Consider the following 13,043-nt stretch of genomic DNA (forward strand, 5'->3'; position numbering starts at 1 on the left):
GGCCTGGGGGGGCGCGCTACCCCATCCCCCGTTGGTTTCGATCCTCTTCACTCAAGATACCGGGGCGGGCAGCCGGCTGCTGAAGAGCCGGCTGCCCGAAGCCATGGGGACCGGCAGACGGGCCGGCCCAGCGGAGACGTCGCCCGGTCGGGGCGACCGGCGCCTCAGGACGAGATGCCGAGGGATTCCTTGACCGCCGCCTCTGCCGGCTTGCCGTCCATCGTCTCGACGCCGTCGAGCCACTTGGTCAGCCGGTCCGGATTGTCCTTCAGCCACTCGGTCGCGGCCTGTTCGGGCTTTTTGCCGTCGTCGAGAATCTTGCCCATGATCTTGTTTTCCATGTCGAGATCGAAGGTCAGATTCTTCAGCAACTTGCCGATGTTCGGGCAGTCCTCGCTGTAGCCCTTGCGGGTGACGGTGTAGACCGTGGCGCCGCCGTAGTTCGGGCCGAAGGTGTCGTCGCCGCCGGTCAGATATTCGATGTCGTAATTGGTGTTCATCGGATGCGGCGCCCAGCCGAGGAAGACGATGGGCTTCTTCGAGCGCGTGGCGCGGGCGACCTGGCTGAGCATGCCCTGTTCGGAAGAGGCGACGAGATCGAAGCCCTTGAGGTCGAACTCGTTCTTGTCGATCATGCCGATGACGAGGCTGTTGCCGTCGTTGCCGGGCTCGATGCCGTAGATCTTGTGGTTCAGCTGATCGCCGAACTTGTGGATGTCGGCAAAGTCGTGGAGGCCTTCGTCGTAAAGATATTTCGGCACGGCGAGGGTGTATTTGGCGCCCTCGAGATTGGTCTGCACCCGCTCGATCGTGCCGGCGTCGACGTATTTCTTGATCGGCTCGGCCTGGGCGGGCATCCAGTTGCCGAGGAAGACGTCGAGATTGTTATCGGCGAGCGAGGCGAACGTCACCGGCACCGACAGGATCTTGACGTCGGGGTCATAGCCCATGCCGGAAAGGAGCTTCGACAGGACGGCGGTCGTCGAGGTGATGTCGGTCCAGCCGACGTCGGACAGGCGCACCGTCTTGCAGCTTCCGGCGTCGGCTGCCGTGGCGTCCGGCGCCAGGGCGGGCAGCATCATGAAGGACGCTCCGAGGACGAGGCCGAAAGCCTTCAGATTCCGTATCATACGGTTCTCCTGTGTTGCTTGAAAATGAGAGATCCGGCGCGAGAGCTGCGCCGAAGGCCGCGCAATATCACCCCCTAACAGGTGCACACGCAACAGCCGAGCCCGGATTTGTCCCATTTAATTCATCCGGAATGACCTAATTTCCCGGTCGCGGCCGGCGCCGTCCATCCGTTCGGCAGCCGAGGGTTGCGGGTGTAGCCCGGCCCGATGGTCAGCGGCTCCGGCGGCACGATCCGGTCGGAGATCTGCGAGGTCACCGTAAAGTCGTCGGCAAAGAGCAGGGCGCCGTCGCCGTTCTGCAGGAGCCGGACGGAGACGTGATAGGGGCGATCGGCCTCGATGCCCCGGAGCGGCGGCGACCTGAGGCCATAGCGGCTGGTGCGCGGGGTCAGCCGCGCCGTCACCACATGCGCCGGGCCGCCGGCCGGATCCTCGAAGCTCGCCTCGATGGTGGAATAGGCCTTCACCGGCTTCTGCACGAGGGCGGTGAAGCCGTAATAGGCGTCGGCGACACGGTAGTTGAAGATGAAGCCGGAGCCGGCAATGCGCAGATAGGGCTTTTCGGCGACGTCCTCGCGGGTGAGGAGACCGACGAGGAAGAGCGCCGCCGCCAGCGAGACCGATCCGACGACGACATGGGAAAAGCTGATGCGACGGAGGATCTGCTGCATGGCCGCCTCGCGGGAACCAAGATGCACGAAGATTGCACATGCCCAAGGCGAGCGCAATCGATCATGGCCATGCCGAGAGATGGCGATGGTCCCGCCCGGGCTGCGGCCGGACGCGGCTTGAGGGGCGGGGGCGACGGCCGCGTCTCAGAAGTCCCAGCTGGAGGAAATCCGCAGCGTCTTCGGCCGGCCCTCGGCAATCGGCTGCGTCTCGAGATCGAGGCTGAGCGAAAGCTCCTGAAACAGCGTGACGTTGGTCCCGACGTCGAGACGCAGCATCCGACTGGTGGAAAGCGAGCCGCCGATCTCCTCCGCGCCGGCGTCCTGCGATGCCGTGATCGCCGTCGGCGCCAGATCGTCGAGCGCGTAGCCGATCTCGACGCCGGCCGTCGGTTCGACTGCGATCCAGTCGGGCAGCCGGCGCACCGGCATCGCGGCGTCGAGCCCGACGGTGCCCGAGAGACGCGCCGCATATTGCGGCCCCTCCCGGTAGCTGGCTGTGCCGATCGTCTGCGAGGTTTCGCCGAGCCGGGCGATCTGGCCGGTGGCCTTGAGGTAAGGCGAGAGCTTCAGGTCGCCCCAGCGGTCCAGGCGGCCGATCGAGGCCGTCAGGAAGCCGGCGAGACCGGGATGTTCGACATGTCCCGAGAGAGCATCGCCGGCACCGACGACGCGGTCGCTCATTTCGAGCCGCGCCGCTCCGACGGCGCCTTCGGCGAAGGTCGAGGCGGTCGGATGATAGGAGGCGTATGCGGCCATCGCGCCGAGGCCGGCCGAGCCGCGCGTCCTCCCGTCCGATTCGATCGTGTCGCCGTTCGAGCCGCCGAGCGCCAGGCCGACGGCGAGGTCGGCGCCGAGCCGGGCGTCGAGCCCGGCAGACAGATTGCTTTCGAGCCGCTGGAAGTCCCGGCCCGAGGTGTCGGGCGCTCCGTTCGCGAGCGTCAGCGACCCGCCGGTCCAGGCGCGGGCGGCATTGGCGCACCGCTTCGTGCTCGCCGGCGTCGCAAGCGTCTTCGACCTTGTCGCATCGTCGGCGTCGAGCAGGCTCTCCCAGGCCGCGGTGGCATCGGTTTCGCCGAGCGACACCGCGACCGCCACGGGGCCGCAGGCATCGTTCCGCAAGCCTTCGAGGTGGCTCTTGAGATTGTCGGTCTGGCCGGCCGCCAGTCGAAGGGCCAGCGCGCCCTGGCGGGCGATCGAGGCGACGGCGAAGGCGCGGCCGTCGTCGTCGAGCCCATCCGCATCGGCGGGTCTTGCGACCGGCAGCGCCGCGACGACGAGAAGCGCCGCGGCAGGAAGCGACCGGACGGCGCCGGCGACACGATGCCATGCCGGCCCGCCGCAGCTCGGCCGGATCTGTTCCATCTGCATGGTCGGTCCGCTTCGCAGTTGCAGTGATCGATGGCCCAAAAAGGCCGTGCCGTGGTTAACGAGCGGTTAAGACGGGAGCCGCGTTCACGCCGATGTGCCGACGGCGCCAAGGCGCCGGGACTGCGGCCGAAATCGTGCCGAGAGGCGCAATCGCCCGCCGCAGCAGGGGATTGGCGCAAACGGGTGCGGGGGGAGACGGGTGGAGGCGGAAGGTCGACGCGACCGCGGGGCCGGGCGATCGGTCCTGCTGCGATGCAGCAATGTCACGCCCCGCGTAGCCGGCTGCGGGCGGACGGACACGGGACCGGTGCGGCCAGGATCGACTTGCGGCGCGTGGCGGCGGATGCCTCCGGCAGGCGTGCCGGGAAGGCAGGACGGCGGCAGGAAGCCTCTTCGCTGTCAGTCGAACAGGCTGGAGACGGACTCTTCGGACGCGGTGCGGGCGATCGCCTCGGCGAGGAGGTTCGCCGTCGTGACGATCCGGATGTTCTGGGCACCGAGGATCGCCTTGGTCGGCATGATCGAATCGGTGATGACGAGTTCCTTCAGGCTCGACGCGGCGATGCGCGCGGCCGCGCCGCCCGACAGGACGCCGTGGGTGATGTAGGCCGAGGCGCTGCGGGCGCCGGCCTTCATCAGCGCGTCGGCGGCGTTGCACAGCGTGCCGCCGGAATCGACGATGTCGTCGATGAGGATGCAGTTGCGGCCGGTCACGTCGCCGATGATGTTCATCACCTCGGACTCGCCCGGCCGGTCGCGGCGCTTGTCGACGATGGCGAGCGGGGCGTCGAGGCGCTTGGCGAGCGCGCGCGCGCGCACCACGCCGCCGACGTCCGGCGAGACCACCATCAGGTTTTCGAGGTCCTGATGTTCCTTGATGTCGCGGGCGAGCAGCGGCACCGAGAAGAGGTTGTCCGTCGGGATGTCGAAGAAGCCCTGGATCTGGCCGGCATGAAGATCGAGGGTCATCACCCGATCGGCCCCCGCCTCGGTGATCAGATTGGCCACCAGCTTCGCCGAGATCGGTGTGCGGCCGTTGGCCTTCCTGTCCTGCCGGGCATAGCCGAAATAGGGCAGCACCGCCGTGATGCGCCGCGCCGAGGCGCGCCGCATCGCATCGATGATGATCAGGAGTTCCATCAGGTGGTCGTTGGCCGGATAGGCCGTCGACTGGATGATGAAGATGTCCTCGCCGCGGACGTTCTCCTGGATCTCGACGAAGATCTCCTGATCGGCGAAGCGTCGCACCATCGCCTGTCCGAGCGGCAGCTCCAGATAGTTGCCGATCGCCTCCGCCAGGGCCCGGTTGGAATTGCCGCTGAAAAGTTTCATCGCTTTCCTGCCGGTCGATCGGGGGGAGGTGAGGTCGTGGTTGCGCAAGCTGCATTACCTTCCGGACTGGGGCCTGTATAGGGCACCGCAAGGACCGTTTCCATCCGCCGGCGGCGATGGCCGCAAACCGGTCTTCTCTCGCGCCGCGGCCGATCGCGACGGAGTGCAGCGCCGGGTCGGACGTGCCGCGGCCGTCCGGCCAGGCATGCCGCCCGGGCTGCGGATGGAGCCTCTAGCACCCCCTGCCAAAACTTCAACCCGGCATGTGTGCGGTGCGGCAACAGGGTGAACGGGGCGTGAGCCCGGAACGGCCGGTCAGCCGACGGACGATCCGACGGTCGCCGCCTCCTGAAACGTCTCGCGGGCGACCTTGCGCAGGGTTTCGAGATCGACCTTCGACCATGGATCCTGCGCGGTGTCGGCGATCCGTTCCTCCCCCTGGATGCGGCGGATCCGCTGGTCGTCCTTGTCGAGGACGTCCCAGACATAGACGAGGACGGTGTCGCCGCCGTCCTCGAAGGCCGAGAAATAGCCCTTGAGCCGGATCGCGGCGACGGCGTCGCTCGCCGGCCGGATCGCGACGCCGGCCTTCTTCGATTCTTCCGACAGCGCGCGGGCGAGAAGTTCGGCCTCGTGCTGCGGCGCACCGACGACGGGCAGGAACTGGACCTCGGTGCGGGCCGAGGACGGGGAGACCTGTCCGCGCATGGCGGCGGGCCGCAGCGGCGGCTCGCCGGCCGCGGGGGCGAGCGACGCCTGCCGCAGCGGCGGGGCCTCGTCTGCCGCCGCTTCTTCGGCAGGCTGTTCGTAGGGCGCCGGCTGCGTCGCGGCGGGCTGGCTCGCGGCCGGTTCCGACACACTGGCGATCTGCGGCGCCGGCTCGGCGTCCTGTCCCACCGGCTGGGCGCCGACCGCCCAGCGCATCTGCGGCGAGGCGCCGCCGCGCGTCGAGGTGGCGGGGGCAAGCGGGCTCCGGCCGATGGCGGGCTCGGGCGAAAGCGGGGCGGAAACGACGCTGCCGGACGGGGAAGCCGCGAGCGGGGCGGCGTCGGCGAGTGCGGTCGAGGCGGGTGGCGCGCCGAGCGTCGAGGCGGAGCCGATGTCGGCCGGCGGGACGGGGCCGTTCGGCCCCATGGCGATCGACAGGTCGGAGCCGGTGCAGCCCGACAGAGCGACGCCGAGGCCGGCCGCGACGAGGAGCGGGGCACGCGGGTGATGCGGGGCGCGTGGGGCGAGCTTTCCAGCCACCGGTTTCGTTGCCACGGGCGATCTCCTTCCGGCCGTGTTTCGGCATCGAAGCAGATGCAACAATGCCGGGAGGGTCGGAAGAAACCGTTAAGACGCCGGGCCCAGCCGAAATGCGACGGGCCGGGCGTCGCAATCCGGCGCCGAGACGCTCAGCCGACGACCGTGAGCTCCAGCGGCAGCCGCGACAGCGGCTCGGGCTCGGTCTCCGTGGTGAGGTAGGTGCGGCCGAGGGTCATCGCGGCGCCGCTGTCGGAATCCATGATGATCATATGGGCAAACAGCGTCATGTTCGGCTGGATGATCGACGGATTGGCGCCGTGGAACATCGGCGTGTCCATCCAGGAGGGCGCATAGCGGGCGCCGAGCGAGTAGCCGCAGGCCGAGAGCCGGTGGCGGACGAGCTCGTGCGCTTCCATCACCGCGGCATGGGCGTCGAAGACGTCGCCGAATGTGTGCTCGGGCCGCATGACCTCTTCGACGGCGGCGAGCGCCTCGCGCGCCGCCTGATAGAGTTCGAGATGCCGCGGGCTCGGCTCGCCGACGATCACCGTCCGCATCAGCGCGGCGTGGTATTGCGCCTTCACTCCGGCCCATTCGAGCGTCAGCTGGTCGCTCGCCGCGAGTTGGCGGCGCCCCGACTTGTAGCGGCACAGGAGCGCGTCGCGGCCCGAGCCGACGATGAAGGGATTGGCCGGGTAGTCGCCGCCGCGGCGGAAGACGTGTCCCTGCATCACCGCGAGGATGTCGGCCTCGTCGGTGCCGGGCGCCAGCAGCGGCAGCACCTCCTCGAAGGCCTCGTCGGCGATGCGCGCCGCCTCGCGGACATAGGCGATCTCGGCCTCGCTCTTCACCGCCCGCAGCATCGGCACCAGGTCGGAGGCGTCCTTCAGCGAAGCGAAGGAGCCGAGGCGCTCGCTGACGCCGAGGCCCGCCGCTCCGGTCAGGCCGTGGGTCAGCCATTCGACGCCGATGCGGGTGCCGAGCAGGCCCATGTCGTCGAGCATGTTGCGCAGCTCGATCACCGCATCGGCATTGCCGCGATCGCGCCAGATGACGATCGCCTCGAGGATCGAGGTATGCCGCGCCTGCCTCAGATCGGCCGAGCGGGTGAGCAGCTGCATCTGGCCGTCGGCCTTGAGGACGAGGCACTGGAAGAAGCAGAAGCCGAAGGAATCGTAGCCGGTCAGCCAGTACATCGACTCCTGCGAAAACAGCAGCATGGCGTCGAGCTTGCGGTTCGCCATCTCGGCGAGGACGCGGTCGCGGCGCGCGTCGAATTCGGGCTTGTCGAAGTGCAGCATCTGAGATCAGTCCCGCAGGGTGATCGCCGCGAGCTGCCGTCCGTAATCGGGCTCGCCGCGATGGGTGGTGCGGCGGAAGGAAAAGAACGCCTCCGGCTCGCCATAGGTACAGCGGCCGACGAAGGAGGCCGAAACGCCCGAGCGTTCGAGGAGGTCGACGATGAAACCGGGAAGGTCGAACTGCCGCTTTTCCGGAGCCTTCCCCGGCTGGAAGAATCGCTCGCGCGCGGGATCGCCCTCGACGAAGGCGGCCACCATTTCGAGGCCGACCTCGTAACTCGGCTGGGTGATCGTCGGCCCGAGGACCGCGACCGTCGAGGCGCGCTCCGCGCCGACGCTTTCCATGGCCGCGATCGTCGCCTCGAGCACGCCGCCGAGGGCGCCGCGCCAGCCGGCATGGGCCGCACCGACGACGCGGTTCTTCGGATCGGCGAAGAGCACCGGGCCGCAATCGGCGGTCACGACGCCGACCGCAAGGCCCGGCGTCGCGGTGACGATGCCGTCGACCTTCGGCCGCTCGCCGGCAAAGGGCGCGTCGACGACGATGGCCTCGGCCGAATGGACCTGGAAGGGCGTTGCGAGCCGCGAGGCGTCGAGGCCGAGCGTCGCCATGGCCCGTGCGCGGTTCGCCGCGACGCTCGCGGCATCGTCCTTCGAGCCGATGCCGACGTTCAGCCCCTCGTAGAGGCCGCCCGAGGTGCCACCCCGGCGGGTGAAGAAGGCATGCGAAAGGGCCGCGTCCGAGAGCTCTGTCGCTCGGATCACGTCATGGTCGTCGAGCGCGTCTGCGCGGAACCCGGTGTCGGACATGGGCGAGATGGTGGTGGAGGGGTGGGGCGAAGTCAATCTGACGCAGCGGAAATGAACGGCGGCACCGCCAGCGGCCGGTCGGCGACGGCGACGACCTTGAACAGCGCTCCCATCTCGCCCGGACCGCGGCCGGCCAGGCGCGCGACGGCGCGCTCGACGTCGCGGCGTCCGTTGCAGTCGAGGGGCGCGCCGAGGACGCCGGCCCGTTCCAGCAGGCCGAGCGACAGGAGAAACGTTCCCTGTTCGACGATTTGAGACACTGCGAGGCCGCGCGCGGCGAAGATGCCGGCAAGCCGCGTGAAGTCGACGTGGCTGGTCAGATCCGCCTCGCCCGGCCGGTCCAGCGGATCGGCATGGGCGTGGGCGCGGACCGCCTGCAGCGTGTCGCCAAAGGCCGGGCCGGCATGGCCGTAGTCGAGAAAGAGGGCCGCGCCGCTCTCTTCCGCGAGGCGGCTTGCGAGGACCGCCGCGAGCCCGTCGCGCTCCGGCGCGACTTCGAGGACGGCGCCGGCGGCCGGCGGATGGGGGAGGGCGCCGGCGGGCGGGCGTTGGCCGCGACGATCGCAGAGCACGAATTCCAGCCTGCCGGTCGGCGAGACGCCGACGCAGCGTTCCCGAAACGCCTCGCCGTCGAAGACGAACTGCCGGATGGCGAGGGCGTCGAAGAGTTCGTTGGCGACGAAGACGGCCGGACCGGCAGGCACCTCCTCGATGCGGCGATGGCGGCGGATCGGCAGGTCGAAGCGGGCGAGCGTCTCCGCCTGGATCGCCGCCAGCGTCTCGCTGGTCTCGACGAGATGCACCGTGGCGGCGGCGAGGCAGGCCGGCGCGGCGCGGCGCAGCGTGCGCAAGATGTCGGCCATCAGCGTGCCGCGGCCCGGGCCGATCTCGACGAGCCGGAACGGGCGGGGCGCGCCGAGCCCCGCCCAGGCGCTCGCCAGCCACGCCCCGAGGAGTTCGCCGAACATCTGGCTGACCTCCGGCGCGGTGACGAAGTCGCCGGCCCGGCCGAACGGGTTCTTCGTCGCGTAGTAGCCCGCCCGCGGGTCGAACAGCGCGAGATTCCAGTAGCGGTCGATGCCGATCGGGCCTTCCCGCCGGACGATCTCGGCGATCCGTCTTGCAAGTTCGTTCACGGCCGCGCGGCATCCTTCGAAGCCGCCGGGGCTTGCGGCGCAACGTCTTCGGGGGGCTGCCAGGTCGAGGTCTTCGCCGTGGCGATCGCCCAGAGGCCGACGAGGATCATCGGGAAGGAGAGGAGCATCCCCATGGTCAGCCAGCCGCCGTAGAGATAGCCGAGCTGGGCGTCGGGCAGCCGCCAGAACGCCTCGACCATGGTGCGGAAGATGCCGTAGCAGAGGATGAAGATGCCGCCGGTGAGGCGGGGCCGGTGGAGGCTCCTGAAGCCGTGGGTGGCGATCCGCAGGATCACCCACAGGAGGACGCCTTCGAGCGCCGCCTCGTAGAGCTGGCTCGGATGCCGCGGCTCCGGCCCGCCGGTCGGAAAGACCATCGCCCACGGGACGGTGGAGGGCGAACCCCAGAGTTCGCCGTTGATGAAGTTGGCGAGGCGGCCGAAGAACAGGCCGAACGGCACTGAGGCGGCGACGACGTCGATCAGGCTCAGCAGCGGCACCCTGTTCTTCCGGCAGAACAGGAAGAGCCCCAGCGTGACGCCGACGAGGCCGCCGTGGAAGGCCATGCCGCCGTCCCAGACCGAAAACACCGTCAGCGGGTCGGCGAGATACTGCAGCGGATTGTAGAACAGCACGTAGCCGATCCGGCCGCCCAGCACGATGCCGAGGACGAGATAGAGGATGGCGTCGTCGAGCTGCAGCTTGGTGATCGGCGAGACGCCGTTCTTCCAGAGCCGCGGCGTGCCGACGAGATAGCGGCCGTAGAGCCAGCCGCAGAGAATGCCCGCGACATAGGCGAGGCCGTACCAGTGCAGCTTCACCGGGCCGATTTCGAGGAACACCGGGTCGATATTCGGATAGGCGAGGACGCCGAAGGCTTGGAGGGAGAGCATGTCGCGGGCCGGCCTCGTCAAGATTGTGTCGCGGATCCGGGGACTTCGGCGCGCCAGCGCCGCCGGAAACCCGTGCCCCCTTTAAGCCGAAGCCGCGACGCTTTGAAGACCGGGCGGGGGATCCGCTTGTCCGAGGCGGCGGGCTCGAAGGCCGGCGCCTTGCAAAGATGACCGACGGCCGCGTGCGAGCCGGTTAGGGCGGAGGCGTCCGGCGCTATTGTCTAACCTGCCGCGCGTCTCTACCTGCGGATAAACCTTCCCAATCCGGAGACGACGATGCCGAACCGAGCCCCGAACCGCCTTCTCGACGAATTCGCCCGGGTGATGACCGACGCCGCCGGGACGGCCCAGGGCATGCGCCGCGAAGTCGAGACCCTGTTCCGCACCCAGGGCGAGCGGCTTCTCAACCAGATGGACCTCGTCCAGCGCGAGGAATTCGAGGCGGTGCGCGAGATGGCGATGAAGGCGCGGATGGAGAACGAGGCGCTGAAGAAGCGGCTCGCCGACCTCGAGGCGAAGCTCGGCGGGACGCCGGGCGAGGGGGCCTGAGAGGCCTTATCCACAGGCTATCGACAGGTGCCGCGGGTTTTTGCCGACGCTTTCCTGAGTCGGAAATCCGTGGCCGCAGAGTCGCTTAGCGCCGCGGCGATTTGCCGATTCGGCGCGGCGGCACGCCCATCAACATGAAAAAACGGTTAACGCACTTAGCCTGAAGACTCCCCGACTGTATGCTGATTTTCAAGGGTGATTCGTCGGCGGCGGCGAACGGATCACCCCTGCGGGCGGCTGCCGCGGCGGGCGGCTGCCCGCCCTCTCAGTTCATACGGGGAAGAGCATGCACTTCGACGATCTGACAAGTTTGCGACATTCGAATCCGGTCGACGTGATCGAATGGGTGGCGACCTCCCGGGAGTGGGCCTTCGAGCGCTCCTGCGAAGACGAACTGGCGGTGGCGGTCGCCGGGGTCTGGACCGACTATTCGGTGTCGTTCTCCTGGATCCACGACATGGAGGCGCTGCACATCGCCTGCGCCTTCGACCTCAAGGTTCCGCCGCACCGGCAGGCGGAGATCCAGACCCTCCTCGCGCGCATCAACGAGAAGCTGGTGGTCGGGCATTTCGACCTCTGGCGGAAGGAAGGGGCGGTGATGTTCCGCCACTCCCTCCTGCTGTCGGGCGGCCTCGACGCGACGACCGGCCAGGCCGAGCGCATGCTTGCCACGGCGCTCGAAAGCTGCGAGCGGTTCTATCAGGCGTTCCAGTTCGTCATCTGGGCCGACAAGTCGGCCGAGGACGCGCTGGAGGCGACGATGTTCGAGACGGTCGGCGAGGCCTGAGGGCGGCATGGCGCCTTCTTCCGCCCGGCAGGCAGAGGCAGGGCAGATGATCGACGCGCGCATCCTCCTTCTCGGTGGCGGCAACATGGGGTCGGCGCTGCTCGGCGGCTGGCTCGAGCGGGGGCTCGACCCGGCACGCGTCACCGTGGTCGATCCGGCCGTCGGACCGGCGCTGCAACCGCTGCTCGACAAGGGCGTCCGCCACGGACGGACGGTGCCGGACGGCGCGTTCGACGTCGTGGTCCTGGCGGTGAAGCCGCAGATGATGGCCGCGGCCGTGCCGCCGCTGAAGGCGGCGATGCGGCCGGACACGCTCGTCGTCTCGATCGCGGCCGGCACCACCGTCGCGGCGATCGAGGCGCTCCTCGGCGAACACCCGGTGGTGCGGGCGATGCCCAACACCCCGGCGCTGATCGGGCGCGGCATCACCGGCGCCTATGGCAACGAGCGGACGGGCGAGCGGGACCGCGCGGCGGCGACGCGGCTGCTCGAGGCGAGCGGGCCGGTCGAATGGGTCGGCAGCGAGGCGCTGATCGATGCGATCACCGCGGTGTCCGGCAGCGGGCCGGCCTATGTGTTCCACCTTGCCGAATGCATGGCGCAGGCCGGCGCGGCGCTCGGCCTTCCGGCCGACCTCGCGATGCGGCTCGCCCGCCACACCGTGGCGGGGGCAGGCGAACTGATGATCCGTTCGAGCGACGCGCCGGCGCAGCTGCGCAAGAACGTCACCTCGCCGAACGGCACGACCCAGGCGGCCCTCGACGTCCTGATGGGCGAGGAGCGGCTGGCGAAGCTGATGGAACAGGCGATGCGCGCGGCGCGGGACCGGGCGGAAGCGCTGGCCAAGGGCTGATCACCGGCGGCGGACCGTCGACAGGAAGAAGCGATTGCTGCCGGGACATGGTGGAATGCAGGCGGGCGTCGTCCGATCGATTTGCCTATCAACGCTGCGCCCGTAGCACCCCCCTCCGCCCTGCCGGGCATCTCCCCCACAAGGAGGGAGATCGATCTCGCGCAAAGGTACTCGCCAGCTTTTCGACCATTCAACCGGCATGTCCGTCAAAAAGATGCTGCCCCTCGACGCCGGATGATCTCCCCCCTTGCGTGGGAGATGCCCGGAAGGGCAGAGGGGGCGCAAAGGGGGCTTACTTGGACGGTAAGCGCCGCCAAGGCACAGGACATTCGATCATGACCACTCCAGAGCGCGCACCCGAAATCAGCTTCGACGACTTCATGAAGGTCGACATCCGCGTCGGCACGATCGTCGAGGCGGCGCCGTTTCCCGAGGCGCGCAAGCCGGCGATCAGGCTGATGATCGATTTCGGCGGCGAGATCGGAGTAAAAAAGTCGTCCGCCCAGATCACCGTGCATTACAGGCCGGAGGAACTCGTCGGTCGGCAGGTGGTCGCCGTCGTCAACTTCCCGCCCCGCCAGATCGGACCGATGCGCTCGGAGGTGCTGACGCTGGGCGTGCCCGATGCAAACGGCGAGGTGGTGCTCCTCGGGCCGGGACACGCGGTGCCGACGGGCGGCCGGATGTTCTGAGGGAAAGGGTCCGGCGGCGGGTTTAGCCCGTTGCTCTGGTGTGCCAAGCGCCCCTCGCCCTTCGAGGCTCGCTCCGCTCGCACCTCAGGATGAGGGGCTACTGTTATGCAGCAACCGCCGTCGAGCCAAGCCCCTCATCCTGAGGTCAGGGCTCCGAACTCATATGACAGCAGGTGACGCATTGCGCGGAGGCTGATTCTGTGGCGGCGGTTGATTCGAGGAGCCGCCGCGATGAGCGCTTGTGCCGACGATTGGGGTTCGAAGTCCCGCCTT

The 13,043-nt window shown here is 68.9% G+C and carries 13 protein-coding genes; 4 read left to right on the plus strand and 9 right to left on the minus strand.

Going from position 1 to position 13,043, the window contains the following annotated elements; all coding sequences use genetic code 11:
• Positions 1-164 precede the first annotated feature (164 nt).
• The 9 genes from J1C47_RS22310 to lgt all read right to left on the minus strand — a co-directional run bounded on the left by J1C47_RS22310 (position 165) and on the right by lgt (position 9,889).
• The gene (locus J1C47_RS22310) at positions 165-1,130 is read right to left on the minus strand and encodes a choline ABC transporter substrate-binding protein (protein WP_207353022.1); all 966 of its coding nucleotides are present in this window, start codon (positions 1,128-1,130) and stop codon (positions 165-167) included.
• Positions 1,131-1,252: 122 nt separating this feature from the next.
• Positions 1,253-1,801 (minus strand): hypothetical protein, encoded by a 549-nt coding sequence (locus J1C47_RS22315; protein WP_207353023.1) that lies wholly within the window; start codon positions 1,799-1,801, stop codon positions 1,253-1,255.
• Between the two features lie 144 nt (positions 1,802-1,945).
• A complete protein-coding gene (locus tag J1C47_RS22320) occupies positions 1,946-3,169 on the minus strand; it encodes an autotransporter outer membrane beta-barrel domain-containing protein (protein WP_207353024.1) in 1,224 nt (407 codons plus the stop codon).
• Between the two features lie 399 nt (positions 3,170-3,568).
• Positions 3,569-4,501 (minus strand): ribose-phosphate pyrophosphokinase, encoded by a 933-nt coding sequence (locus tag J1C47_RS22325; RefSeq protein WP_207353025.1) that lies wholly within the window; start codon positions 4,499-4,501, stop codon positions 3,569-3,571.
• A 315-nt stretch (positions 4,502-4,816) separates the two neighbouring features.
• The gene (locus J1C47_RS22330; protein ID WP_207353026.1) at positions 4,817-5,764 is read right to left on the minus strand and encodes a hypothetical protein; all 948 of its coding nucleotides are present in this window, start codon (positions 5,762-5,764) and stop codon (positions 4,817-4,819) included.
• Positions 5,765-5,898: 134 nt separating this feature from the next.
• A complete protein-coding gene (locus J1C47_RS22335; RefSeq protein WP_207353027.1) occupies positions 5,899-7,050 on the minus strand; it encodes a M24 family metallopeptidase in 1,152 nt (383 codons plus the stop codon).
• 6 nt (positions 7,051-7,056) lie between these two features.
• On the minus strand, positions 7,057-7,860 hold the full coding sequence (pgeF, locus tag J1C47_RS22340) for a peptidoglycan editing factor PgeF (RefSeq protein ID WP_207353028.1): 804 nt from the start codon (positions 7,858-7,860) through the stop codon (positions 7,057-7,059).
• Positions 7,861-7,892: 32 nt separating this feature from the next.
• Positions 7,893-8,996: an SAM-dependent methyltransferase gene (locus J1C47_RS22345; protein WP_207353029.1), complete on the minus strand. Its 1,104-nt coding sequence runs from the start codon at positions 8,994-8,996 to the stop codon at positions 7,893-7,895.
• The gene (gene lgt / locus J1C47_RS22350) at positions 8,993-9,889 is read right to left on the minus strand and encodes a prolipoprotein diacylglyceryl transferase (RefSeq protein ID WP_207353030.1); all 897 of its coding nucleotides are present in this window, start codon (positions 9,887-9,889) and stop codon (positions 8,993-8,995) included. Before lgt ends, J1C47_RS22345 begins: the two co-directional genes overlap by 4 nt.
• A gap of 276 nt (positions 9,890-10,165) precedes the next feature.
• On the opposite strand from lgt, the gene J1C47_RS22355 reads away from it, so the two are divergent.
• From J1C47_RS22355 to J1C47_RS22370, 4 genes are all read left to right on the plus strand, one after another.
• Positions 10,166-10,438 carry an accessory factor UbiK family protein gene (locus J1C47_RS22355; protein ID WP_207353031.1) on the plus strand — a complete coding sequence of 91 codons (273 nt, stop codon included), beginning with the start codon at positions 10,166-10,168 and terminating at the stop codon, positions 10,436-10,438.
• A gap of 286 nt (positions 10,439-10,724) precedes the next feature.
• Positions 10,725-11,225: a type III secretion system chaperone family protein gene (locus J1C47_RS22360; protein WP_207353032.1), complete on the plus strand. Its 501-nt coding sequence runs from the start codon at positions 10,725-10,727 to the stop codon at positions 11,223-11,225.
• 46 nt (positions 11,226-11,271) lie between these two features.
• Positions 11,272-12,078 (plus strand): pyrroline-5-carboxylate reductase, encoded by an 807-nt coding sequence (gene proC / locus J1C47_RS22365; RefSeq protein WP_207353033.1) that lies wholly within the window; start codon positions 11,272-11,274, stop codon positions 12,076-12,078.
• 335 nt (positions 12,079-12,413) lie between these two features.
• Positions 12,414-12,770, plus strand: a complete 357-nt coding sequence (locus J1C47_RS22370; protein ID WP_207353034.1) for a tRNA-binding protein — start codon at positions 12,414-12,416, stop codon at positions 12,768-12,770.
• Positions 12,771-13,043: the final 273 nt, after the last annotated feature.

Source organism: Jiella sonneratiae, assembly GCF_017353515.1.
GTDB classification, from domain to species: domain Bacteria; phylum Pseudomonadota; class Alphaproteobacteria; order Rhizobiales; family Rhizobiaceae; genus Jiella; species Jiella sonneratiae.